Here is a 22,215-nt window from a genome sequence, read left to right on the forward strand (position 1 = left end):
CCAAGCCGAATACCCGACTATGGTAAGGCTGTTTTTTACCTTGCAAAACATATTTCCTTCAACAGCCTATGATAGGTTCACCCAAAACGTGTCAGCCGGTCATGAATTGAGCGGATATGCATCTCCATCGCTTTACCGGCGGCGATCGCATCACGCTCGGACAGGGCCGCCAGAATGAGGCGGTGCTCGTGGCGATAGAGCTCTCGCGTGGCAGCAGAGAACGAGCCACGCTTGAACTTGTCCCATTCGGGAGTACTGCGCAGATTGCGCAGCATTTCGTCGATGCTGGCAAAGATTGAATTCTGTGTCGCACGAGCAACACCGCGATGGAACTGGATATCCCACTTCTCGAATTCGCTATATTCATCGGCGCGTTCGAAAAGATCCAACAGTTTCTGCATCTGCTCAAGATCAGGTACCCGCGCCCTGAGGGCAGCTTCGCGCGCGATGACTGGCTCGATCAGCAGCCGCGCATCCATCAATTCGATGGGAGAGGACGCCGCGGCGATATCCTGCGGCAGTGCCGCCATCTCGGCCACGAAAGTTCCGCGCCCGACATGCCGCGTGATGCGCCCTTCGTATTCCAGACGGGCAAGCGCCTTGCGAATCGTTGCACGGTTGACTTGCAGCCTTGCTGACAGTTCGCGCTCGGTCGGAAGTCGCGATCCGGGCGCGAATTCCTCTGACTTGATCAGTTCGCTCAATGCATCAATTGCACGGTCAGAAGTGTTTATCGGCATAATTGGTTGACCAATCTGGAATTTTGGTTGACTAATACTAAGCTATGCATAAAGATTGGTTCAAAATTGGTCAATCATACCAAGTGATCATATCCGACCTGGGGAGGAGAATCGGACATGAAGAATTTCGTCAGAAACGCAGGCTTCACCGCCATCGCGGCAATGGCGCTTGCCACTTACTTGAGCGTGCCCGCATTGGCACAGGATACGGATTATCCCGATGGCAACATCTCTATCACGATCCCGACTGGCGAAGGCGGGGGTGCCGACAGGGATGCGCGCGCGATTACCAAAGTCTGGGCCAAATATTTGGAGCGCAACTCCGAATTCAGCTATTACCCCGGCGCTGCGGGACAGGTAGGCTATGAATTCTTCATGAAGAGCAAGGCCGACGGGACCCATCTGATGTTCAGCAACATTGGCCCCGAAGTCATAATGCTGGAGCTCCAGGACGTGCCGATCACGATCGGCGAGGACCTGGTGTATATTCAGAAGACGAGCACCGAGCCGATGGCGATATGGGTTGGCGCAAATTCCAAGTTCGAGACACTGCAACAGTTGATCGAAGAGGCGAAGGAACGGCCGGTGACGATTTCTGTCAGCCGGTTGCCGCATCCAGCCTCGATTGGGATGTTGGCGCTGGGCGAGGCGACTGGCGCAGAATTTAACCTGATCCCGTATGGAGGCGGCAATCCGACCGCCATGGCCGCAATCACAGGCGAGGTCGATGCTTCTGCGTTGCCGCTCGCCAACCCGATCACCTTAGGACCGGAGGCCCGCGTTCTCGGCATTTTCGCAGACGAGAATCCGGTGCCGGACCAGACTGGCAATGCACCGACCGTGAACGAAGCCGCCGGAACCGATTTGCCGGCATTGACCAGTTCACGTGCCTTTGCCGTTCAGGCTTCGGTTCTCGAAGAATATCCTGAACGGGTCGAACTGCTGAAGAAAACCATCCGCGAAACGCTGGTCGATCCTGACTACGTCGCTGCGGTCGCGGCAGCTGGCGTTCCGGTCGAATTCATTGATCCGGGCGACCAGGAAGCGGCGATGGCCGAAGCAGCAGCGACGGCAGAACTGGCGACCAAATACCGTGACCTTCTGACCGGCGAATGATCGCTGAACTGCGGAACTGATTTTTTCAAACGGCTGTTCCGTACCTTTTCATCTTTCTTGTCTGACATCACATGAGGGCAATTCGATGACCGAGAAACAGGCCGCCTCGAAACCGGTCGGTGCCGACCTTATACTGCCAGTCTGTGCCGCGCTCTATGCCCTTTACTATGTCTGGTCGGTCTGGGATTTCCCGGCCGAGGCGCAGTTCAGTGGCATCATGCTGGCAGGATTGCTTCTTTTGCTGGTGACCATCTACCTGATCCGCGTACTGCGCGGCCTCGCCAGCGCCCGTTATTCAATGGGTTTCGGTGATTTGTTCGGGCCACGTGAATCCCGGCGAAGCCGCTCCGTGTTCTTCTGTCTCATGCTGGCGGCGCTTGTGCTGGTGCCTTGGCTGGGCTTCACCCTGACCACATTCAGCTTTCTGGCTTCTTCATTTATCGCGCTTGGGGTTCGCCCGTTCTGGCGTGCAGTCCAGATTGCCGCCGTCGGCGGATTGGTCGGGTGGTTCTTTTTCATCTTTCTTTTGGGCACGCATTTTCCCAAAGGCCCGTTCGAGCTTCTGGTCGAGGCACTGATCTGATGGAATACGATCTCGCTACGGTCTCAGGTCTGTTCGGTCATGCCTTCAGCATGTGGTGGATCATGATCCCGGCGATCATGGTCGGTCTCGTGGCGGGTGCCGTACCCGGATTTGCGGCGCATAACACGATCATCATCCTGCTGCCCCTGACACTGGCTTTGAATGTAGAATTGGCGCTGACCTTCATGGTTTCGCTTTATTGTGCATCGCATCTTGGCTGCGGCATCCCCGCGATCCTCGTCAACATTCCAGGCACAGGCGGCGCGGCGGCGACGACGCTGGACGGCTATCCGATGACCAAGAACGGCCAAGCGGTAAAGGCACTGGCACTGTGTTTCGTTGCATCAGTACTTGGCGGGCTCATCAGTTCAATCGTCACGCTGTTCGCTTTGCCGATGCTCTCGAAAGTCGGATATTACATCCACAGTGTCGAAATGGTCGTCGTCATGCTGTTCGGCCTTGCGCTGATTGCCTCTATTGCGGCGCAAGATATGCTGAAGGGACTGATTGCGGGGGCATTCGGGTTGATGCTGGGCGCAATGGGTGCGGACCATATCTATGCCACGCCCCGCGGCACCTTCGGCTTTCTGGCACTGTTCGACGGAGTGCCGCTGGTTCCTGCACTGATCGGGCTTTTCGCGATTTCAGAAGCGCTGGTCATGCTCGAGGAAACGACCCTGGTCAAACAGGGAAGTCAGTCCAGAGGCCGCGTGACATGGCGAGAAAGCGCGAAAGAAATCTTTCATGCTTTTACCTATTGGTGGCAGATCGTCTGGACTTCGATCCTGGGATTGATCATCGGTGCCTTGCCGGGTGCAGGGGCAAGTATCGCCTCTTTCGTGGCGTATCAGCAAAGCCTCTTCTTCTCGAAGACACCCGAGAAATTCGGCACGGGCCACCCGCAGGGCGTGATTGCGCCAGAATCCGCGAACAACGGCGTCACCACAGGCACGCTGGTTCCGCTTCTCGCGATTGGTGTTCCTGGCGGCAGCACGGCAGCGGTGATGATGATCGTGCTGCAGTTTCATGGTGTTCCCTTTGGGCCGCGTCTCTTCGTCGAACAACCTCAGCTGGCCTATGGGGTGATCGCGGTGATGGCCGTGTCCTATATCATGATGATCCCGTTCATGTTCCCAATGGTCCGCTACATGTCGCGGATCACTGTGATCTCGACGGTTTATCTGGCGCCCTTCATTGTGGCCTTTACTCTGGTCGGCGCGTTCGTCCCGCGCGGATTCATCTTTGACATGGGTGTCGCGGTCGCATTCGGGGTAATCGGCTATATCGCGCGCAAGACCGGCTATCATGTCGCGGCGATCCTGATCGGTGTGATCCTCGGGCCACTGATCGAACGATCGTTTCTGCTGGCGATGCGGATTTCAGGCAACGATCCGATGGTCATGTTCTCGTCGACCATCGGCAATGTCCTTTGGGTCATGCTGATCCTGACCCTCGCCCTGCCTCCGCTGATGCAGCGGCGTCGCGCCTGGCTGGAACGGCAGACGTCAAAGTCGCATGCAGGGCCGGATGCATGAGTTCCGCCAACAAAAATCACAGCGCCAGACCGCCACATGCTCACCGTGTACGCGAGATTGCAGCACTGGACATTCCCGGCGGCGGCCAGGTGGTGGTTCAGGGCAATCATGTGTTTGTCGGACATATGAAGCCGCCTCACGGCACCACGATCATCGACGTGACCGATCGCACCTGTCCACGCATTGTAGCGCGGATCAGGCTGGATGATGACAGTTCGCATACCCACAAAGTGCGTGTGATCGGCGATCTGATGATCACCAATGTCGAACAGAACGACCGCCATGCCAAACGCCGGGCTAATGCCATTCCCGGCGCCGAGGCGGCATTGCGAAAAGAACTGGGCCGCGACCCTGACGAGACAGAGATCGCGGCACGTATCGGAGCCGAAGCTTCGGACATGGCAAGGCTGCGGATCATGACCGGTCAGATCTATAACGAAGGCGGCTTCAGGCTCTGGGACATCAGTGATCGCACGAACCCTCGGCTTTTGACGCATCATCGGACCGGAGGCGTCGGGGTTCATCGCTTTGATGCTGACGAACGCCATGCCTATATCTCAACTGAAATGGATGGCTACAAAGGCAACGTTCTGGTTGTCTATGACATCACCAAGCCAGCGCGACCGGTTGAGATCGGTCGCTGGTGGCTACCCGGCCAGCACCTCGCCGGCGGCGAACGGCCGACATGGACCGGGCTCAGGCACAGGCTTCATCATGCGATGAAATGCGGCGATGAATTATGGGCAGCGGTCTGGCATGCCGGGTTTCAGGTCATCGACGCCCGCGATCTGGCACAGATGAAGACAATTGGCAGCTACGATTATCATCCCGCCGTACCGGAGCCGACACACACGGCCATGCCGTTCGAACAACAGATAGGCGGCCGCCGGGTCGCTGCCGTCATCGACGAAGAACACGACCACCTTCATGGTCGCCTGCACGGTTTCCTTTGGCTTTTCGATGTGACCGACCTCGGCAACATGAAACCGCTGTCGATCTTCTCACTCGATGAAAGCGCCTCACCCTACAGCCGCTCGCCGGGCCGGTTTGGGGCGCATCAGTTCTATGAACGGCTGGACGGCACGCTGATCTATGCCGCGTGGTTTTCGGGAGGCCTGCGGATCATCGATGCTGCCGATCCGGAACTGCCGGTCGAGGTGGGATATTTCGTACCCGAACCCATGGGCGATGAACCTGCCCCGCAATCCAACGACGTTGCCGTGGGCGACGACGGCACCATCTATCTGCTGGATCGCAACCGGGGTCTCAGCATCCTGACCTTCGAATAGCGCATGGCGGGCGACCGCCCCCACGCAACGCCAACTCATTTCAAAAGGAGGGCAAAATGGATGAGCTATATACTGCCGAGGCCGTAGAGGGCATTGCCCACGAGTCTGTGTCGCAGGGTCAGAAGCTGTTCATCTGGCAGAAACCCAGGGTGTTCGACGGTCCGTCCCGCGGAACCATCCTGTTCGTCCACGGCTCGTCCATGGCCAGCCAGCCAACCTTCGATCTTCAGGTCGAGAGCAAACCCTACGCTTCGGTGATGAACTGGTTCGCCAGCCGCGGCTTTGACACCTGGTGCTTCGACTGTCGAGGTTATGGTCGGTCCTACAAGGGCGACGACGTGCTGGCCACAATCAGCGACGGGGCCGACGATGCGCTGGCTGCCGCCGAATATATCGCCGATCAGGGCGTTGAGGGACCGCTTTTGGTTTATGGCATCTCGTCGGGCGCGTTGCGCGCTGCCCTGTTTTCGCAGCGCAATCCCGACCGCGTTGCCCGCGTCGCACTGGATGCCATGGTCTGGACCGGTAAGGGAAGCCCCACGCTGGAACAGCGCCGGACAAAACTGGACCAGTGGCGCGGCACCACGCGTCGCCCGCAGAATGCCGAATTCATGTGGTCAATCTTTAACCGCGACCACCCCGGCACAGTCCACGACGATTTCGCCCAGCCATTCATCGACCAGGTGCTGGAACTGGACGATTCCATGCCGAACGGCACCTATATCGACATGTGTGCGAACCTGCCGCTTGTCGATCCGGCCAAGCTGGCCATGCCGGTGGCAATTATGCGCGGTGAATACGACGGCATCGCCAGCATGGAAGACCTGCTGGATTTCTTTGCACTTCTGCCGAACGCCGACAAGGAATTCGCGGTGATGCCCGGTATTTCTCATGCTTCGTTCGCGCAGAAGAATTTCATGATTGCCTACCAGATCCTGCATGCGTTCTACACGCGCCCCAAGCAGTTGTATCGAGTCGGAGATCATTGAGAAGGTGTATCAAGAAAGGAAGACAGAATGAAATTTGTGTGCTACCGCGATGGCGGCGAAGAACTTCTGGGTCTGGTCGAAGATGACATGGTTCGTGCCCTTGACGGCTACCGTGGTGATCTCGTGGGTCTCATCGAACAATTCGACAGCTTGAAATTCTCGCTTCAACCCAAGGGCGAGGCGATTCCAATCGACGATATCGAACTTCTCGCTCCGATCCCGCGACCGCGGCGCAACATCTTCTGCGTGGGCAAGAACTACCGGGAACATGCCCGCGAATTTGCCGGCAGCGGCTATGAGGCGGGGGCGAAGAAAGGTGCAGAAATCGACGAATTTCCTGCCGTCTTTACCAAGCCTGCCTCAACCGTCATCGCCTCTCGACAGGATGTCGATCTGCACGCCGACATAACCGATTCCGTCGATTACGAAATTGAACTGTCCCTGATCATCGGCAAGCGCGGCAAGAACATCGCGGCCGAGCGGGCGTATGAGCATATCTGGGGCTATACGATCATCAACGATGTGACCGCCCGGGACCGTCAGAAGCAGCACAAGCAATGGTTCTTAGGCAAGTCACTGGACACGTTCTGCCCGATGGGACCTTGGGCCGTGACCGCCGATGAGATAGAACCGGAAAACCTGGATCTCGAGACACGCGTAAACGGCGAAATACGCCAGAACGCAAACACGCGCGACCTGATCTTCAGCATTCCCAGTCTGGTCGCCACGATCTCGGCAGGGCTGACGCTTATGCCGGGAGACATTATCGCGACCGGGACACCGGCTGGCGTTGGCATCGGGTTCAACCCGCCCAAGTTTCTTCAGTCGGGTGACATAGTCGAAATGGGCATAACGGGACTGGGAACACTGACCAATACCTTCAGATGATCTTGCCCAAAAGAACCATGCGAGAGGCGGGTATGGATACGCGCCTTTTCCACATCTCCATAGTTGCAAGTAACCGCTGTGCAATGTCCGAAGCAGTCACAAACCGCCCGAATGCCGCCTGACGCTGCTTACACCAACTGTGCTCGCACTTTTAGCGAATTGCTTTCTGTACATTGCTGCCCGCTGCGCAGCCCACAGCATCCTGATGCGCCATACCGGCAGTTGAAAGTCTGCTTCGGAGAAAACGGCTGCTGAATCTTGCAGATGAAGTGAAAGCAATGCAGCGCGATAGCCGAATGTCGTGAAAGGGTAGCACCCGATCTTCTGCACTTGCGGAACAAACGAAACAAACGCGATAATCAAACCTTCCGCTCATCCCGACCGTCTTTCACCGCCGAGTTTCTGGCGGAACAGGCTAGCGCAATCTCAAGACCGGAGACAAAGCCGTGATCCAAACGTTTCTACAGATACTGGCACCATCGGGGGTCGGCGAACTCGCAATGGCTGCGCTGCTGGCGGCGAGCTTTGTGGCGTCGTTCATCACGGTGGCATTCGGACTGGGTGGCGGTGCAGTTCTGTTGGCTATCATGGCCTCGTTGGTTCCTCCGGCTGCGTTGATCCCCGCGCATGGCGTTATCCAGGCCGGCTCGAATCTGGGCCGCGCCGCGCTGACTCTGAAGCACGTTCACTGGCCAGCCATTCCGACCTTTGTCCTGGGTTCGATCATCGGTGCGGCAAGCGGAGGAATGTTGGTCATCGGCTTGCCACCTGCGCTCGTGCAAACCGGTGTGGGGTTGTTCATCATCTGGTCGGTGCTGGGCCGCCCGCCCCGGCAGCTGCGTGACTGGCCCGTTCTGGTTGGCGCGTTTTCGTCCTTCCTGACGATGTTCTTCGGCGCGACCGGCATGTTCGTCGCGGTCTATACAAAGGCGCTGAAACTGCCCCGACATGGCTTCGTCGCCACCCACGCAACACTGATGACCGTTCAGCACGGCATCAAGACGATAACTTTCGGACTACTGGGCTTTGCCTTTGCCGATTGGCTGCCGTTCATAGCCGCAATGATGATCTGCGGTTTCGCCGGGACGCTGGCCGGCCGGATGGTGCTGAATCGGCTCGACGACAGATGGTTCCGCCGCATCCTCGACACGATCCTGTTGCTTGTCGCCGCCAGGCTAGTGATTGCCGGTGTCGTTGATCTTTTCAGGCTATCATGACAGAGGAAACGGGCCTTATTGCACAAATTGGCTGAGAGCCGAATGTGAATCAGCGTGAGGTCTTGGCGCCGATAGGCGTAATAAGCCGTTGAATTTCCAAATGAGGGCGGGGTCAGACATCGAAGCCGATTCACACCGTGGGAAAGAAGGGGGAAGGCATCGCATTTGCTGAGCTTTCAGCCAGAAGTATCGCTTGTGGCTGGCGTCACCTCGAGGTTCTGGTGGTTAGAGCAACAGATCGGACCGGCGCGATGACAGCGGGTCCTTTTACCGGTTGGTGCGGGTCTGGTAACCGTATCCCTGATGCAATGCGGCTCCAGATCGGACAAACTCCTACTTCAATGGGGGTGATCTGTGTATTCAGACCATTTTCAGCATGACGGGAACGGCGAACGGTCGCCCATGACCCTATGCAGGGACCGGCTCACGCGCAGCTTGCAGTGACCGTCCCTCAGCATCGAAGCGATGGAGGTTCGCGGTGTCGAAATCAAGTTGCACCTCATCGCCGGGTTGCGGCCCCTCCTGCCCTTCCGAAAGCACGAGGAACCTTCCCGCCCCCTCCATCTCTACATGGAGAAGCGATCCGCCCCCGGTATATTCACTTAGCGCGACCTGCCCATTTATGAGTCCACCGTCGGGCACGATCCGCAAATGTTCGGGCCGCAGGCCGATCTGCTCCACGCCTTCCATCGGAATCCCGGCGCGGGTCAATTCAGGGGCAAGCGCGTCAGCGGAACAGATATTCATCTTCGGGCTGCCGATGAATTGCGCGACAAAGATATTGTCCGGATGGGCGTAGAGTTCCTTCGGATTGCCCACCTGCTCGATCCGGCCGTCGCGCAGGACGACGATCCGGTCCGCAAGCGTCATCGCCTCGATCTGGTCATGAGTGACATATATCATGGTATTTTCCAGCCGGCGGTGCAGGGATGCGATCTCGGCCCGCATATGCACGCGTAATTCGGCATCCAGATTGGACAGCGGTTCGTCGAATAGGAATACTTTCGGATCTCCCACGATGGCCCGGCCGATGGCTACCCGCTGCCTCTGCCCACCGGAAAGCTCGCGCGGATAGCGATCGAGCAGTTTTTCAAGCTGCAGCGTCATGGCCGCTTCATCTACCTTACGCGCGATGCTGTCGGGCTTTTCCTTGCGCACCTTGAGACCGAAGCCCATGTTCTGCCGCACGGTGAGATGCGGATAGAGCGCGTAGGACTGAAACACCATGGCCACCCCGCGACGCGCGGCCTGCACCTCATTCACCTGCCGTCCGCCGATCCAGAGCTCGCCGCCTGATATATCCTCAAGTCCGGCGATCATCCGCAACAAGGTCGATTTACCGCAGCCCGACGGGCCGACAAAGACCACGAATTCGCCTTCCAGAACATCGAGATCGATGCCGTGGATCACCTTGGTCTTGCCGAACGTCTTGGTCATGTTTCTGAGTTTCAGACTGCTCATGTTATACCTTTCCGTGTTTCAAGAGGGGCATCAGCCCTTCACCCCGGACATTGCAAAGCTTTCGATAATTTGCCGCTGTGCGATCAGATAGACAATCAGGATGGGCACCACGGCCAGGCTGGTGGCGGCCAGCTGCAGGTGCCAAAGCGGCGAACCATAGGGATCCGTAAAATTCGACAGCGCCAGCGGCAGGGTGAAATTCTCGATACTGGAAAGAAAAACCAGCGGTTCCAGAAAAAGATTCCACGAGAACAGGAAGGTAATGATCGCCACCGCCGCCAGCGCCGGGCGCGACATTGGCAGGGCGATCTTCCACCAGATCCCCAAGCGTGAGAGCCCGTCCATCTTTCCCGCCTCTTCAAGCTCCTTGGGCAGCGACACGAAATACTGCCGCATCAGAAAGGTCGCCATCACCCCATGCGGTCCGAAGACCGGCAACAGGACGAGCGGGATATGCGTATCCATCGCTCCCAGCCACTTCATCAGAAAAAAGTTTGGCACGATGGTCACCTCTTCCGGCACCATCAGCGCCGACAAGAGGAAGAGCATCAGCAATCCGGCACCGGCGAAACGCATCCGCGCCAGAGCATAACCCGCGAGCGAAGACAGGATCAGCGTCAGGCCGGTCACCAGAACCGCGATATAGATCGAGTTGAAATACTGTCGCGCGAAGGGTTGATACTCGAAGACCTCAACGAAGTTGCGCCACCGCCAGACATCGGGGATGAGATTGGGCTGACCAAAAATCTCATTCGCGTTCTTGAATGCCGAGGAGATCATCCAGAGGAACGGGAAAAGAAACGGCACCGCCACCACCGAGAGCGCCAATGTCCAGCACAGTTTCTTGACGATGGCGGCCTGTCGTATCGTCAGTTCCATCACGCGGATCCTTTCTGCCGCAACATGATCTGCACCAGCGCCAACACCAGAACGATCGCGAACATGATCATCGCCAGCGCGGAGGCATAGCCGACATTGAAGAACTCGAATGCCTGCTCATAGATGTAAAAGGCCAGCACCAGCGTGCCATTCTCGGGGCCGCCACCGGTCATCAGATAGATATGGTCGAAGACCTTGAACGACCCGATCGTGGTGATCACCATGATGATCAGCGTGCTGGGCGCGAGCAGGGGCCATGTCACCATGCGGAAGATCTGCCAGTTTCCCGCGCCCTCCAGCCGCGCGGCGTCTTCATAATCACGGGGAATGGATTGCAGCGCGGCGATATAAAGGATCATGTTCAGTCCGACCATCTTGAGCACGCGGGTGACGATCACCGCCGCCATGGCCCAATCGGGCTCTCGCAGCCAGTTGGGTCCGTCGATCCCTATCACGGCCAGCATCTGGTTCACCGCCCCCGCCTCTCCCTGAAGCAGGAACTTCCAGACGATGGCCCATGCCACCGCCGAGGTGACCACCGGCGCAAAGAAGGCCGTGCGGAAAAACACCACGCCTCGTCCCGGACGACAAAGCGCGAGGGCAAGAGCGAGGGCGAGGGTCATGTTCAATGGCACCAGCCCGGCGGCGAAGATCACCGAATTGCGGATGACATGCCAGAAGTCGGGATTTTGGATCAGCGCGTCCCGGTAATTCGCCGTGCCGATATAGGTCATCTGCTGGCTGAGCAGGTTCCATTCCGACAGCGAATAGATGATGACCGCGATCAATGGCCCGAGAAAGAAGATCAGGAACCCGATGACAGTCGGGCTGACGAAAAGCCAGCCTTCGAACATCTCCCTGCGACGAAGGGTCAGCCACGGCGCGCGCGTCGCCGTGGTCCCGGTCCGAATATGGCCCGTCATGCCGCCGCGCTCACAATTGGTCTTCGATCGCGGTGCAAACCGCTTCGAGCGAAGCCTGGACATCGGCGTCCGCACGCCAGAGCGCGTCCATGCGCGGCTTCATCGCCGCGTAGATCTGGGCGTAGCGCGGATGGCTGGGCAACACGTTCCCTTCCTCGATCGCCTTGCCGACATAGGCCATCTGCTCGCTGGGGATCAGATCATTGGCGGCGACGAAGGTATCGCTTTGCAGTACCGAAAGACGGGCGGGAGGAAAGAATTCCGCCATAAGCTCGGAATTCTCGGGATTGGTCATATAGGCCACGAACTCCTTGGCCAATTCCTGTTTCTTGCTCTGAGAAAAGACCACGATCCCGGCCTGCCCGATGATCGGCGAAGCTCCTGCGGGGCCTGTCGGCAAAGGCGCGATGCCCCATTCGAAATCGGCATCAGCCAGCAGCGAGGCTCGCGAGATCTGGTTCACGGTCATTGCCGAATTTCCTGAAAAGAAATCCCCCTGCTCACCGGGTGGTACGATGGATTTGTCCTCGAAGACCATATCATGCAACTGGGTGATCGCCTCGACGGCTTCCGGTTCGTCGAAACCGCAATCTCCGTCACGCCAAGCATAGCCGCCATAGGCGCGGATCGGGGGCATGATCGCGTGCAGGATACGCGAATCGTAAGCTTGCCCGTCCTTGAATTCGAACCCCCATTTACCGGAATTCGCCTTGGCAAGCGCCGCCGCGACCTCGCGGAATTTCTCCATGTCCCATTCGCCCTTCGCGGCCAGTTCGGGCGGCGTCTCAAGACCGGCGGCATCAAACATGGCCTTGTTGTAATAGATCATGAAGGGCGAGGTAGAGAACGGGACGCCGTGAATGGCATCTTTCTCGCTCCAGAGGGCCATCGCTGGTTGGGAAAAATCTTCCAGCTCGTATCCCTCGGCGGCTTCCAATGCCGGGCGCAGATCCTCGACCACACCCGCCTCGACGAAACCGGGAATCACATCCTCGAACATCCAGCCCAGATCGGGCGGATTGCCGCCCGCAAGCTGGAAGGTCAGCTTCTGCGTATAATCCGCTGCGGGAATGGACTCGAACGAAACCGTCACATCTGGATGGGTTTCGGTAAAGCCCTCGGCGATCTCGTTGAAAATCGCCAGATGGGCATCATTTCCCGTCCAGAGCGTGAAGCGCAGCTCTTCCGCCGCAAGCGGTGCGGTGATGAACGTCATGGCCGCAAACGTCGTCGCGGCAAGTCTCCTGGGGTGCATCTGATCTCCTCCCATTCTTTCGTTCGGTATTATCAATCCTGTCCTGGCAGGACCGAGACAGGCGTCGGCAATGCGCCCGCGGTTTCAACCTCGAATGCCAATAACGCGCCAGCGAGTGGCTCTCGTGCCGGATCACGGTCCTCTGGCAGAATCGACATGCTGGTGACGCAGATGGTGCGCAGGTCAGGCCCGGCAAAAGCCAGTTTCGTAGGCCGGCTGACTGGCAGTTCCACAGTCGCGATCACCCGCCCGTCAGGAGCCAGGCGGACAAGACGTCCGGCATCAATCTCCGCGAACCAGTAGCAATCCTCCGCATCGATCGCGGCGCCGTCGGCGCGGCCCGCCCGGGGTTTGTGGAAAACCCTCTGGTTCGATAATGCGCCAGTCGCCCGATCGAGATCGAATGCCCAGATGGCATTCACCTCCGGATGACTATCCGAAAGATAAAGCGTGGTCCCGTCCAGCGAAACCGCTAGCCCGTTCTGCGTCCGTAATCCGCCAAGCACGGGCGCGGCGCCCGCTGCATCCAGCCGGTAGAGGCAACCTTCCACCCCCGAACCCCTCGGCTCCTCGATCCGTCCGGTCCAGAAGCGACCGTCGCGATCCGTGCAACCGTCATTCATGCGCCAGCCCTCTCCCGATCCCGAGGGTGCGGCGAGCGCGGTCAGCCGGCCATCGTCTTCAAGCCGGTACCATCCGGTGCCGGCCGCGACGATCACCTTGCCCGTCGTGTCAAGAGCGAGTGCGGCGGGGGGAATGTCAAAGGTCACGCTGCGCGGCTCGCCCCCCTCAAGCGGCATCCGATGTAGCATCCGGGCAAGGATATCGACCCAAAGCAGCTCCCGGCGCTCGGGATGCCAGATCGGCCCTTCCCCCACCATGTCCGGGCCCCGATGAAGCACCCTGATTTCGGGCGTCAGCTTCATCTCCTGCCCTCCGGCAAAGCACCCGGCGCATCGCCAAGGGTCCAGCCGCCATCGACCGGGATCTCTGCCCCGGTGATATAGGAAGCGGCCTCGGAGCAGAGCATCAGCACCGGCGGCACGCAATCTTCGGGGCGTCCCGGCCTGCCCGCCGGGATTTTGGCAGTGACTGCCGCCATGAAGTCGGAATCGGCATATTTCGCGGCGTTGCGCTCGGTCTCTATGGCGCCCGGAGCGATGGAATTCAGCGTCACCCCTGCCCCCGCGACCTCACGCGCAAGTGCACGCAAAGCCGTAAGCTGCGCCGATTTGAGCGAGGCATAGACGATGGTCTCGGCCCGAGGCCGCGCCGCCATGACGCTACCCACAGCCACCACGCGCCCCCAGCCTCGTTCTGTCATCCGAGGCAGAAAACGCTGGCAAAGCGTCATCAGCGAAGTGAAATTCGCCGCCACATGATCGGCCACCGTGCCGGGCGTGACATTCCGCCAGTCTCCCCGCCGCTCGATTGCCGCATTGGCAATGAGAATGTCGATATGGCCATTCTCCAATACGCGCTCAGCCAGCGCCTCAGCCGATCCTGGCAGGGTGAAATCCGCCTCGTGTGTTTCGGCATCCGGCAGCGTGTTCCGCACGTGATCGGCACCGCCAAGGTGATGTATCACCACCTCCACGCCCTGCGCATGCAGCGCCCGGGCAATGGCCCGACCGATCCCCTGATCCGCCCCGGTCACAAGCGCACGACGCCCTTGCAGCAAGCCGATCTCAGGCATCATCGCCATCCATGTCACCCGCGACCTCGAAAGAGGCGATATCGGCGGCCTCGTAATGCCTGTCGATCATCTCGACCGCCTTCGCGCCATCGCCATCGCGAATGGCGGCAAAAAGATCTTCATGCCGCACGACGGTCGCGTCCCAATCCGTCGGGCTGCGGTTCGAGCGGCGCGAGAACAGTTCAGACACTTCACGCTGAACCGACCGCATACCCTCCGCCTGCATCCGGATCATCGTGTTGCCCGTGGCCTCGGCCATGCCCAGATGAAAGGCGATATCGGCCTCGATGAAGATCTCCGGTTTGCCGACGCCCTCGCGCATTTCCCGCACCGCTTCGTGCATCTCGGCGACGCCCTTCTCTGCGCGCCGCTCCGCCGCAAGCCGGGCGATCCCGGTCTCGAAAAGATGGCGCATCTCGTTGGCTTCACGCAACCGCGCCAGGCTCGATCGGACAGCATAACCATAGATGCGGTCCAGCGGTTCTCCGGTGATCGCCGTGGCGCGAGCGACCTTACCACGCTGCGTCTGAATGAGGCCCACACCCGAAAGCTGACGCAACGCCTCGCGTGCGATGGGTTTGCTGACGCCGAACTCTCGCGCGATCTCACCCTCTGACGGCAGCTCATCACCCGGCGTGATGCGCCCATCGAAAAGCGCCGTCGCGATCGCCTCTGAAACCGTGTCCGCAAGGCGCGGCGGGGTCAAAAGCTTGGCAGAAAAAAGCGGCTTGTCACTCACGTTATCAGGCATGGAGTTCCCTCATCTCCGCCATTGGGTAGCACAGCTTAGTCAACATAGCAACTATGTTTATAGGTTGCTTAGTTAGAAAGATCACGTTACATAATCGGCAATTTCAGTGAGCCAGGGATTTACGCCATGCCAGCGCAGCCGTCGGGGAAGCCAACGACATCCACCAGCCCATCGGCCCACGACACTGGGGGCAATCCGGCAGGAAGGACGGCCAGATGACGACCGGCAGCCAATCGGGAATCCGCATCACCGACGTGATTGCCCACCCCCTGACACAGCGGCTGCCGCAGCCGACCATCACCTCGTGGGGCAGTTATTCCGAAGTCTCGATCGTGCTGGTGGAAATACGCACCGACGCAGGTATCACCGGTGTCGGCGAGACATTGGCCCGCTTCGCGCCGCGCGCCTATGCCGAACTGATAGAGACGTCGCTGAAACCCCGACTTCTGGGGCAGCCGGTGCAGAATATCGCCGCGCATTGGGCAACGATGCGCCGGGCCCTGTCGGGTCGCGCCGGCGGCATGCTGATCGAGGCGATTTCGGGAATCGATATCGCGCTTTGGGACATCCTGGGCAAGATCGCGGGACTGCCTATCCACGCATTGCTGGGCGGAGTTGGGCGCGAACGCATCGATATATACGCCGCCGCCGTTAACTGGCGCGAAGATCCGAAAATGGAAGAGGAGCTCGACGCACTCATCGCGCAAGGCTTCCGGCAGATCAAGGTCAAGATGGCCCGCCCGGTCAGGGATGCCCGCCGCCGGATCGAACTGATGCGACAGCGAGCCGGCGACGATATCGCCCTCTGCGTCGATGCGAATTGGGCATATGACCTCGACGAGGCGATTCAGGTCGGCCGCGCTCTCGCGGATTGCGGTTACGTCTGGTTCGAAGAGCCACTGGCCCCCGAGAACGAGCAGGGCTACGAGGAATTGCGCCGCCGCTGCGATGTGCCGCTTGCCGCCGGAGAAAGCAACTTCACGGTCGATCAGGCGAAACGGCTGGTCATGAACCGCACGCTCTCCATCCTTCAGCCCGATGTTGCCCGCGCCGGAGGCATCACCGAGACCCGGAGAATGGCCGAACTCGCACAGGCATTCGACATTGGTTACGCACCGCATATCGGCATGTCCGGCATCATCTGCGAAACCGCTTCGGTACATCTTTCCGCCGCCTTGCCCGGCTTTCGTATCATGGAATGCGAAGGCGACCGCAGCCCGTTCAAGACCGAACTCGCCGATCTCGCCCCCGGCTGCATACGGCAAAAGGACGGCACGCTCGACGTGCCGCAGGCCCCGGGCCTGGGGCTCGAAATAAACTGGGACGCGGTCGCCCGCCTGCGCAGTCCCGAATGACAGACCTCATGGAGACGCATATGCTGAACGCCCCGCCAACCGACGATCTCGAAGCAACCCTGCTCAGGGCAATGCGCCTTTCCAATCCGGAACTCAGCCGGTTCGAACCGTTGCGGCGGATCATCAGCCATGACGATTTCTCACGGGGTCATTGTGGCTGGTCGCAACTGGTCGGCAACTACGAGGACACATTGGATAGCATGCTTCCGGGCTATGCGCAGCACACCTCCGCGATGCTTTCGACACTGGGTCATTGGGATGCGGGCTCGCATGGCGGAGTCGACAGTTCCTATGCCCTGAAGATCGCCACCCGTCCCCGCCCCGGCGCGCAGAACGTGGCAATCAAGCGGCTGGCCATGCGCGAACGCGGGCCGATCCGTTTCGAGGCCTATGTCACCTTCAAACCCGAGGCAACAGAGCTGAAGCTGGGCGATACCGATGTGCGCTCCTTCGGTTTTCTGTTTGACCTTCAGGGCGGCGACCGCGATCACGGGGTCGAGCGTGTCATGCCGCATATGCGCTTTCTAAACGCCGGAAACGGCAAGCATGTGCAGAAATGGCAGTTCAAGTCGCAGCTCTCGGAGATGCGCAAGCTGGGTGACACCGACAAGACGGCGACACATTACCATCTTGCGCCAGACGGATGGGAGGACCTGCCGAACGGCGATCAACGCCTGTGCTACAATGAGATCGCGACCAAGGTGAACTGGAACTACATCCGCTTCGACTTTGACCTTGCCGACATGCGGGCGACAAGCTTTCGCTGCAATGACCGTGAATTCGACATCTCGGGTTTCGAGCCAATGCGCATTCCCGCCATGAAGAACCTGTGGTGCATGCTGAATTTCTGCTTTTTCGCCGAAACGGATGTCGCCAAGCGCGCTTTTCTCTATGTCGATTCAGTCTGCATTTCGGGGGATTTCTGATGCTGCCGGAAAATATAACAGCCATCCTCGCACGTAACGAAACCTGGACCGGCGAAGCGGCCACCGAACCCTATGAGGCAGGCTGGGCCCGCGAAGCGGTGCTGTTCGTCCGCGCTCTCAGGACCCCGGTCGGGAGACAGCCAGAGGCGGTCATCGAAATTTCCCCGGACGGCATGCGTTGGCTCCCCGAAGGCAGCACACTGACGATGCCCGCCGAAAAGGACGGGCTTGCCGTGGCGCGAATAACTCATTTCGGCAATTGGCTTCGCCTTCGGACCCAAATGCCCGATGGCGCCGCGACAACGGTTCTGGTGACTTTGCACCTCAAGGCCTGAAAATCCCGATCTGCAATGTCTGCCTGAACTGATGCTGTGGATGATCGCGCAGTGCGCCCATCCAGAGGGAGCCCACTGCGTAGGCGATGCCGTATGGCTGGGCCTAAGTCGGCTTCAGCACAAAAATCGGTTCTTCGCCCTGACCCGCCCTCCGCGCGCTCCGTCAGTCTGAAGTACAGCCTGCTCAACCGTGAAGAAGCAGACGTATAAGGAAAAGCCGTTTCAGGCAGAAGGTCTACCCTACCGATGTCGCGATGATCGCCTTGGCCACTGGAAGAGGCCGTCCGCGCAAAAACGCCATTCCCGATGTTAGGTCGATATCGGCCAAAGGGATGCTGGAGACAGCGGCGTGACACAAGGTCAATTGGCGACGGGGAACGATGGGGCCTTTAACACCTGCGCCGCGGCCCGGACCACCGCGTCAGGAAGCTTGATCCAATGCGCACGCCGCAAAGCTGCCGGCCGGCTCTGGGTTGCAAAATTGTCGAACGATTACTACCTTCAAGTCATCCTAACAGAGAAACTATAGCTATGGATCTGAACCTCGCCGCCTTTACCCCCTCGATTTTGCCGCGAGAAGTCCAGATCCATGCCTGTATTCGTTTCCCTCTCCAACCTGTCGTGGTCCACGCCTGACGGCACACCGCTTTTCAAGGACCTCAACCTGAGCTTCGGTCCCGAACGGACCGGCATCCTTGGGCGCAATGGCTCTGGCAAAAGCACGCTTCTGAGCCTGATTTCCGGCGATCTACATCCCGCCTCGGGTCAGGTGCAGATTTCTGGTGCCATGGCGATGATGCGTCAGGATGTGATGGGTCATCCTGACGACACGATCGCCGACCTGTTCGGTGTTCAGTCCGCCCTTGATTTGCTGGACCGGGCCGAGGCAGGGCTGGCTCAGACCGATGAACTGGCCGATGCGGACTGGACATTGCCCAGGCGGATCGAGGCCGCGCTTTTGCGCTGTGGCCTGTCCATCGAGTCGCGTACACTGCTTGCGACACTCTCAGGCGGACAGCGTAGTCGTGCTGCCCTTGCCTCAGTAATCCTTGCGGAGCCGGACTTCCTGTTGCTGGACGAGCCCACGAACAATCTCGACCGTGACGGGCGCGAGGCGGTGATCGACCTCATCCGGCGTTGGGCAGGCGGGGCGATCATCGTCAGCCATGATCGTGAGCTTGTGGAGGAAATGGACGCCATCGTCGAGCTGACATCGCTCGGTGCGAGCCGATATGGCGGAAATTTCAGTGCCTTCCGCCAGCGTAAAGACACGGAGCTGGATGCGGCGGCCCGTGATCCCGCGTCACGTATCGACGACCTCATGCCGTGGGTATTCCAAAAGCCGTCAAACTGAAACAACCAACGGGGTTCCGACACCGCTTACGCTTTACGAACAAGATCCACCGCTTCGTCAACTCGCATGGTTTGTCCATGAGGACGAAGATCACGCCGGGCTAGACATCCGATTATCTCGGTTTCGACATGGTCATGGTGGAAAAACTGCCCCAAACAAGCATGTTGCTGGCGGATCGGGGCTATGATGCCGACAGCATCAGAGCGACCATGGAGGAGCGAAAAATGCTACCCATAATCCCGATGCGCAAGTCCCGCAAAAAGCGTGTTGGCGTGGACCGGGCACTCTATCGCCTGCGCAATCTAGTCGAGCGATGCTTCAGCAAGCTCAAGAACGCCCGTCTTGTCGCAACCTGCTACGACAAGACGGCGGAGAGCTTTCTGGGCTTCATCGACATAACGTCCATCCGGCTCGGGTTCCGCAATTTGTTAACATGACCTGGCATTACAGTTGCATTTAAGCTTGATATGGGCGCGTCTTGCCGCCACCTGATGAGCCCTTGGCCAAAGTGACCATGCGATGATTTGTGCGGGTTGGATCCGGTGTTGTGCCATGCGGTTGGCGATGCGGCGGAAATCCAATTTTAATCGCGCACATCCCCCCAGCGTCGTGGGTTCTGTTCGTTGGCTCGGTTTTTTTGCGGACCATCTTGATATGGCATCATTGCATTACGAAAAGTCATTTATGGGCAGCAGAGGCTGTGTTGTAGCCTCGCTGGAAGGTTGGGGTATGGCGGTTTGATATGCTGTTCGGAGAGTGGCTTGCCGATGGTGCCGGTGCTCGGGGAACTGGCGATACATTGGATGACGCAGCATCCATGGACCAAGTGAATCCGGCCATCTGAAGTGGTCGGTAATTCGATGCGAAGCAGGGGATTAGATTATTGCGTGAAGACAAGATCCGTCTGGGTGGATTTCTCTATGAAACCGGCCACCATATCGCCGCATGGCGTCATCCGCAAAGCGATGAACACGGCGGGAATGATTTCGACATCACCCGCAAGATGACGGAAACGCTTGAAGAGGCGAAGTTCGATCTGTTGTTCTTTCAAGATGCCGCGGGGATCCGGGACTGGGATCACCCCGCAGCCTGCGGGCGTCTGGCGCGGGCCTCTTATTTCGATGCCATTACGCATGCCGCAGCAGTTGCGGCGGTGACCAAACATATCGGCATCGTGGCGACCGCCTCGACGAGCTTCAACGCGCCTTACAACATCGCCCGGCAATTCGCTTCGATCGATCTGATTTCGCAGGGGCGCGTGGGTTGGAATGTCGTGACATCGACCGTCGACGCCGAGGCGCGCAATTACGGCCTTGATGCGATGGCCCGCCATGCCGATCGTTACGCCCGGGCCGAAGAATTTCTGGATGTCGTGCTTTCCCTCTGGAACAGTTGGGAGGATGGCGCGCTTGTCGCCGACAAGACCACTGGCCGCTATTTCGAGACGGATCGGGTGCGCCCGATCAATCATGAGGGGCAGTTTTTCAAGGTGCGCGGCCCACTGAACGTATCACGCTCGCCCCAGGGTCAGCCGGTGATCGTTCAGGCGGGCGCCTCAGATGTCGGACGGCAACTTGGGGCCCGCACCGCCGAGGTGATCTTCACCGCCAGTCCGGCGCTTGCCGATGCGCAGGAATTCTACGGCGACGTCAAGGAACGCATGAAGAGTTATGGCCGTCAGGAAAGCGACCTGGCCATCATGCCCGGATTCATGCCGGTTGTCGGTGCGACCGAGGAGGAGGCTCGGGCAAAATATCAGGAATTGCAGGATCTGATGCATCCCGATGTCGGCACCGCCTATCTATCCCGCAGTCTGGGGTTGGATCTGTCCAAATTCGATCCTGACGGGCCGATCCCGGATGTGCCGATGACCGAAGGTGGCAAATCCCGCCAACAGTTGATCGTACAGGCGGCACAGCGCGAGAAGCTGACGATCCGCCAGCTTTACCTGCGGATCGTCGGTGCAAGAGGCCACGCCCTGATCGTTGGCACTCCTGCGCAGATCGTGGATGAGATGGAAGAACGCTTCATGATCCGGGGCGCAGACGGGTTCAACATCATGCCACCAACCTTGCCCGGCGGCCTGCTGGATTTCTGCAATCTCGTCGTCCCGGAACTCCGCAAGCGCGGGCTCGCAAGAGAAAAATATACGCATAAAACACTCCGTGGAAACCTCCAGACAAAGCCAGGAATAACGAGGTGATACGGCCATTAGTGGATAGTCGGAGCCCGACGTTTTGAAGCAAAAACAACACAACATGCGAGGTAAAAACTATGAACTTGAAAAGAAGACATCTTTTGGCTGGCGCGAGTACCCTTGCTTTTGGCGGATTCCTGAATGGTTTCCCAAAGATTGCCTTTGCGGAAACGCCGGTAAAAGGTGGCACGATGGTCGTAGGCCAGCATCAGAACAATATCAAAACTCTTGATGCGTCGCTTGGGGTTCAGCCGGACGAACGTCCGGTCATGTATGCGATCTACAATTCTCTGGTCAGCATTGCGTCTGATTTCAGTCTTCAGCCTGAATTGGCCACCGAATGGGTTGTTGAAAACGAAGGTGCGCGTTATGTCATCACCTTGCGGTCCGGCGTGACATTCCATGACGATACGCCTTTCGATGCCGAGGCTGTGAAATACAATCTCGAAACCCGTCTCGACCCGGCAAACAATTCTCCGCATCGAAGCCAGCTTTCAGCCGCAATTGACTCCATCGAAGTGGTTGATCCGATGACCGTGGCGGTTAATCTCAAATTTCCTTGGCCTGGGTTGATGGCAATCCTTTCGGATCGTGCGGGACTAGGTCATGTTGACAAATGACGGAGCCAGAGGCGGATCGACGTGATGTCAATGAAGCCTAGAAAGCTTTCCGCCGTCTTGTCGTAGCGGGTCGCGACACGCCTGGCGTTCTTGAGCTTGTTGAAGC

General features: G+C 58.8%; 21 protein-coding genes and 2 pseudogenes. 14 read left to right on the top strand and 9 right to left on the bottom strand.

What is annotated here, in order from left to right; all coding sequences use genetic code 11:
• Window positions 1-77: 77 nt before the first annotated feature.
• Window positions 78-740, bottom strand: a complete 663-nt coding sequence (locus tag D3P04_RS13180) for a FadR/GntR family transcriptional regulator (protein WP_119749609.1) — start codon at window positions 738-740, stop codon at window positions 78-80.
• Window positions 741-857: 117 nt separating this feature from the next.
• Between D3P04_RS13180 and D3P04_RS13185 the strand changes: the two genes are divergently transcribed.
• The 7 genes from D3P04_RS13185 to D3P04_RS13215 all read left to right on the top strand — a co-directional run bounded on the left by D3P04_RS13185 (window position 858) and on the right by D3P04_RS13215 (window position 8,357).
• A complete protein-coding gene (locus D3P04_RS13185; RefSeq protein WP_119749611.1) occupies window positions 858-1,856 on the top strand; it encodes a Bug family tripartite tricarboxylate transporter substrate binding protein in 999 nt (332 codons plus the stop codon).
• Window positions 1,857-1,941: 85 nt separating this feature from the next.
• The gene (locus D3P04_RS13190; RefSeq protein ID WP_119749613.1) at window positions 1,942-2,439 is read left to right on the top strand and encodes a tripartite tricarboxylate transporter TctB family protein; all 498 of its coding nucleotides are present in this window, start codon (window positions 1,942-1,944) and stop codon (window positions 2,437-2,439) included.
• On the top strand, window positions 2,439-3,974 hold the full coding sequence (locus D3P04_RS13195) for a tripartite tricarboxylate transporter permease (RefSeq protein ID WP_119749615.1): 1,536 nt from the start codon (window positions 2,439-2,441) through the stop codon (window positions 3,972-3,974). The genes D3P04_RS13190 and D3P04_RS13195 overlap by 1 nt, the downstream gene beginning before the upstream one ends.
• Complete coding sequence (locus tag D3P04_RS13200) at window positions 3,971-5,263, top strand: LVIVD repeat-containing protein (protein WP_119749617.1); 1,293 nt, start codon at window positions 3,971-3,973, stop codon at window positions 5,261-5,263. Before D3P04_RS13195 ends, D3P04_RS13200 begins: the two co-directional genes overlap by 4 nt.
• Window positions 5,264-5,412: 149 nt before the next feature.
• Window positions 5,413-6,252 carry an alpha/beta hydrolase gene (locus D3P04_RS13205; protein ID WP_220475329.1) on the top strand — a complete coding sequence of 280 codons (840 nt, stop codon included), beginning with the start codon at window positions 5,413-5,415 and terminating at the stop codon, window positions 6,250-6,252.
• A gap of 27 nt (window positions 6,253-6,279) precedes the next feature.
• The gene (locus D3P04_RS13210; protein ID WP_119749621.1) at window positions 6,280-7,140 is read left to right on the top strand and encodes a fumarylacetoacetate hydrolase family protein; all 861 of its coding nucleotides are present in this window, start codon (window positions 6,280-6,282) and stop codon (window positions 7,138-7,140) included.
• A gap of 446 nt (window positions 7,141-7,586) precedes the next feature.
• A complete protein-coding gene (locus tag D3P04_RS13215; protein ID WP_232844998.1) occupies window positions 7,587-8,357 on the top strand; it encodes a sulfite exporter TauE/SafE family protein in 771 nt (256 codons plus the stop codon).
• A 408-nt stretch (window positions 8,358-8,765) separates the two neighbouring features.
• Here D3P04_RS13215 and D3P04_RS13220 read toward each other — a convergent pair whose 3' ends face one another.
• From D3P04_RS13220 to D3P04_RS13250, 7 genes are read right to left on the bottom strand one after another with little or no spacing between them, the layout of a single operon-like run.
• The gene (locus D3P04_RS13220) at window positions 8,766-9,818 is read right to left on the bottom strand and encodes an ABC transporter ATP-binding protein (RefSeq protein ID WP_119749625.1); all 1,053 of its coding nucleotides are present in this window, start codon (window positions 9,816-9,818) and stop codon (window positions 8,766-8,768) included.
• A gap of 30 nt (window positions 9,819-9,848) precedes the next feature.
• Window positions 9,849-10,697 (bottom strand): carbohydrate ABC transporter permease, encoded by an 849-nt coding sequence (locus D3P04_RS13225; protein WP_220475330.1) that lies wholly within the window; start codon window positions 10,695-10,697, stop codon window positions 9,849-9,851.
• On the bottom strand, window positions 10,697-11,620 hold the full coding sequence (locus D3P04_RS13230; RefSeq protein ID WP_119749627.1) for a carbohydrate ABC transporter permease: 924 nt from the start codon (window positions 11,618-11,620) through the stop codon (window positions 10,697-10,699). The genes D3P04_RS13225 and D3P04_RS13230 overlap by 1 nt, the downstream gene beginning before the upstream one ends.
• 10 nt (window positions 11,621-11,630) lie before the next feature.
• Window positions 11,631-12,875, bottom strand: coding sequence for an ABC transporter substrate-binding protein (locus D3P04_RS13235; protein WP_119749678.1), 1,245 nt, complete (start codon window positions 12,873-12,875; stop codon window positions 11,631-11,633).
• A gap of 32 nt (window positions 12,876-12,907) precedes the next feature.
• The gene (locus D3P04_RS13240; protein WP_119749629.1) at window positions 12,908-13,801 is read right to left on the bottom strand and encodes an SMP-30/gluconolactonase/LRE family protein; all 894 of its coding nucleotides are present in this window, start codon (window positions 13,799-13,801) and stop codon (window positions 12,908-12,910) included.
• Entirely contained in the window at window positions 13,798-14,580 is a 783-nt protein-coding gene (locus D3P04_RS13245) for an SDR family NAD(P)-dependent oxidoreductase (RefSeq protein ID WP_220475331.1), read from the bottom strand. The genes D3P04_RS13240 and D3P04_RS13245 overlap by 4 nt, the downstream gene beginning before the upstream one ends.
• Entirely contained in the window at window positions 14,564-15,322 is a 759-nt protein-coding gene (locus tag D3P04_RS13250) for a FadR/GntR family transcriptional regulator (RefSeq protein ID WP_119749633.1), read from the bottom strand. Before D3P04_RS13250 ends, D3P04_RS13245 begins: the two co-directional genes overlap by 17 nt.
• A gap of 215 nt (window positions 15,323-15,537) precedes the next feature.
• On the opposite strand from D3P04_RS13250, the gene D3P04_RS13255 reads away from it, so the two are divergent.
• From D3P04_RS13255 to D3P04_RS13285, 7 genes and pseudogenes are all read left to right on the top strand, one after another.
• Window positions 15,538-16,677 (top strand): mandelate racemase/muconate lactonizing enzyme family protein, encoded by a 1,140-nt coding sequence (locus D3P04_RS13255; RefSeq protein WP_119749635.1) that lies wholly within the window; start codon window positions 15,538-15,540, stop codon window positions 16,675-16,677.
• The gene (locus tag D3P04_RS13260) at window positions 16,674-17,603 is read left to right on the top strand and encodes a DUF6772 family protein (protein ID WP_220475332.1); all 930 of its coding nucleotides are present in this window, start codon (window positions 16,674-16,676) and stop codon (window positions 17,601-17,603) included. Before D3P04_RS13255 ends, D3P04_RS13260 begins: the two co-directional genes overlap by 4 nt.
• Window positions 17,603-17,938 (top strand): hypothetical protein, encoded by a 336-nt coding sequence (locus tag D3P04_RS13265; protein WP_119749636.1) that lies wholly within the window; start codon window positions 17,603-17,605, stop codon window positions 17,936-17,938. Before D3P04_RS13260 ends, D3P04_RS13265 begins: the two co-directional genes overlap by 1 nt.
• A 589-nt stretch (window positions 17,939-18,527) precedes the next feature.
• Window positions 18,528-19,292: an ATP-binding cassette domain-containing protein gene (locus D3P04_RS13270; protein ID WP_119749638.1), complete on the top strand. Its 765-nt coding sequence runs from the start codon at window positions 18,528-18,530 to the stop codon at window positions 19,290-19,292.
• Window positions 19,293-19,309: 17 nt separating this feature from the next.
• A pseudogene (locus D3P04_RS13275) lies at window positions 19,310-19,729 on the top strand (IS5 family transposase); the annotation flags it as partial.
• A gap of 446 nt (window positions 19,730-20,175) precedes the next feature.
• The gene (locus D3P04_RS13280; protein ID WP_119749640.1) at window positions 20,176-21,495 is read left to right on the top strand and encodes an LLM class flavin-dependent oxidoreductase; all 1,320 of its coding nucleotides are present in this window, start codon (window positions 20,176-20,178) and stop codon (window positions 21,493-21,495) included.
• A 71-nt stretch (window positions 21,496-21,566) separates the two neighbouring features.
• Window positions 21,567-22,109, top strand: coding sequence for an ABC transporter substrate-binding protein (locus D3P04_RS13285; protein ID WP_119749642.1), 543 nt, complete (start codon window positions 21,567-21,569; stop codon window positions 22,107-22,109).
• Here D3P04_RS13285 and D3P04_RS13290 read toward each other — a convergent pair.
• A pseudogene (locus tag D3P04_RS13290) lies at window positions 22,094-22,215 on the bottom strand (IS5/IS1182 family transposase); the annotation flags it as partial. The gene D3P04_RS13285 and the pseudogene D3P04_RS13290 sit on opposite strands and share 16 nt — an antisense overlap.

Origin of the sequence: Paracoccus onubensis, assembly GCF_003591515.1 — a bacterium.
GTDB classification, from domain to species: domain Bacteria; phylum Pseudomonadota; class Alphaproteobacteria; order Rhodobacterales; family Rhodobacteraceae; genus Paracoccus; species Paracoccus onubensis.

What these genes read in the sequence shown, in the direction of transcription:
- D3P04_RS13220 (WP_119749625.1), bottom strand. Translation starts at nt 9,818, where the DNA reads ATGAGCAGTCTGAAACTCAGAAACATGACCAAGACGTTCGGCAAGACC.
- D3P04_RS13250 (WP_119749633.1), bottom strand. Translation starts at nt 15,322, where the DNA reads ATGCCTGATAACGTGAGTGACAAGCCGCTTTTTTCTGCCAAGCTTTTG.
- D3P04_RS13200 (WP_119749617.1), top strand. Translation starts at nt 3,971, where the DNA reads ATGAGTTCCGCCAACAAAAATCACAGCGCCAGACCGCCACATGCTCAC.
- D3P04_RS13240 (WP_119749629.1), bottom strand. Translation starts at nt 13,801, where the DNA reads ATGAAGCTGACGCCCGAAATCAGGGTGCTTCATCGGGGCCCGGACATG.
- D3P04_RS13185 (WP_119749611.1), top strand. Translation starts at nt 858, where the DNA reads ATGAAGAATTTCGTCAGAAACGCAGGCTTCACCGCCATCGCGGCAATG.
- D3P04_RS13265 (WP_119749636.1), top strand. Translation starts at nt 17,603, where the DNA reads ATGCTGCCGGAAAATATAACAGCCATCCTCGCACGTAACGAAACCTGG.
- D3P04_RS13230 (WP_119749627.1), bottom strand. Translation starts at nt 11,620, where the DNA reads ATGACGGGCCATATTCGGACCGGGACCACGGCGACGCGCGCGCCGTGG.
- D3P04_RS13245 (WP_220475331.1), bottom strand. Translation starts at nt 14,580, where the DNA reads ATGGCGATGATGCCTGAGATCGGCTTGCTGCAAGGGCGTCGTGCGCTT.
- D3P04_RS13225 (WP_220475330.1), bottom strand. Translation starts at nt 10,697, where the DNA reads ATGGAACTGACGATACGACAGGCCGCCATCGTCAAGAAACTGTGCTGG.
- D3P04_RS13190 (WP_119749613.1), top strand. Translation starts at nt 1,942, where the DNA reads ATGACCGAGAAACAGGCCGCCTCGAAACCGGTCGGTGCCGACCTTATA.
- D3P04_RS13180 (WP_119749609.1), bottom strand. Translation starts at nt 740, where the DNA reads ATGCCGATAAACACTTCTGACCGTGCAATTGATGCATTGAGCGAACTG.
- D3P04_RS13260 (WP_220475332.1), top strand. Translation starts at nt 16,674, where the DNA reads ATGACAGACCTCATGGAGACGCATATGCTGAACGCCCCGCCAACCGAC.
- D3P04_RS13210 (WP_119749621.1), top strand. Translation starts at nt 6,280, where the DNA reads ATGAAATTTGTGTGCTACCGCGATGGCGGCGAAGAACTTCTGGGTCTG.
- D3P04_RS13235 (WP_119749678.1), bottom strand. Translation starts at nt 12,875, where the DNA reads ATGCACCCCAGGAGACTTGCCGCGACGACGTTTGCGGCCATGACGTTC.
- D3P04_RS13270 (WP_119749638.1), top strand. Translation starts at nt 18,528, where the DNA reads ATGCCTGTATTCGTTTCCCTCTCCAACCTGTCGTGGTCCACGCCTGAC.
- D3P04_RS13255 (WP_119749635.1), top strand. Translation starts at nt 15,538, where the DNA reads ATGACGACCGGCAGCCAATCGGGAATCCGCATCACCGACGTGATTGCC.
- D3P04_RS13285 (WP_119749642.1), top strand. Translation starts at nt 21,567, where the DNA reads ATGAACTTGAAAAGAAGACATCTTTTGGCTGGCGCGAGTACCCTTGCT.
- D3P04_RS13195 (WP_119749615.1), top strand. Translation starts at nt 2,439, where the DNA reads ATGGAATACGATCTCGCTACGGTCTCAGGTCTGTTCGGTCATGCCTTC.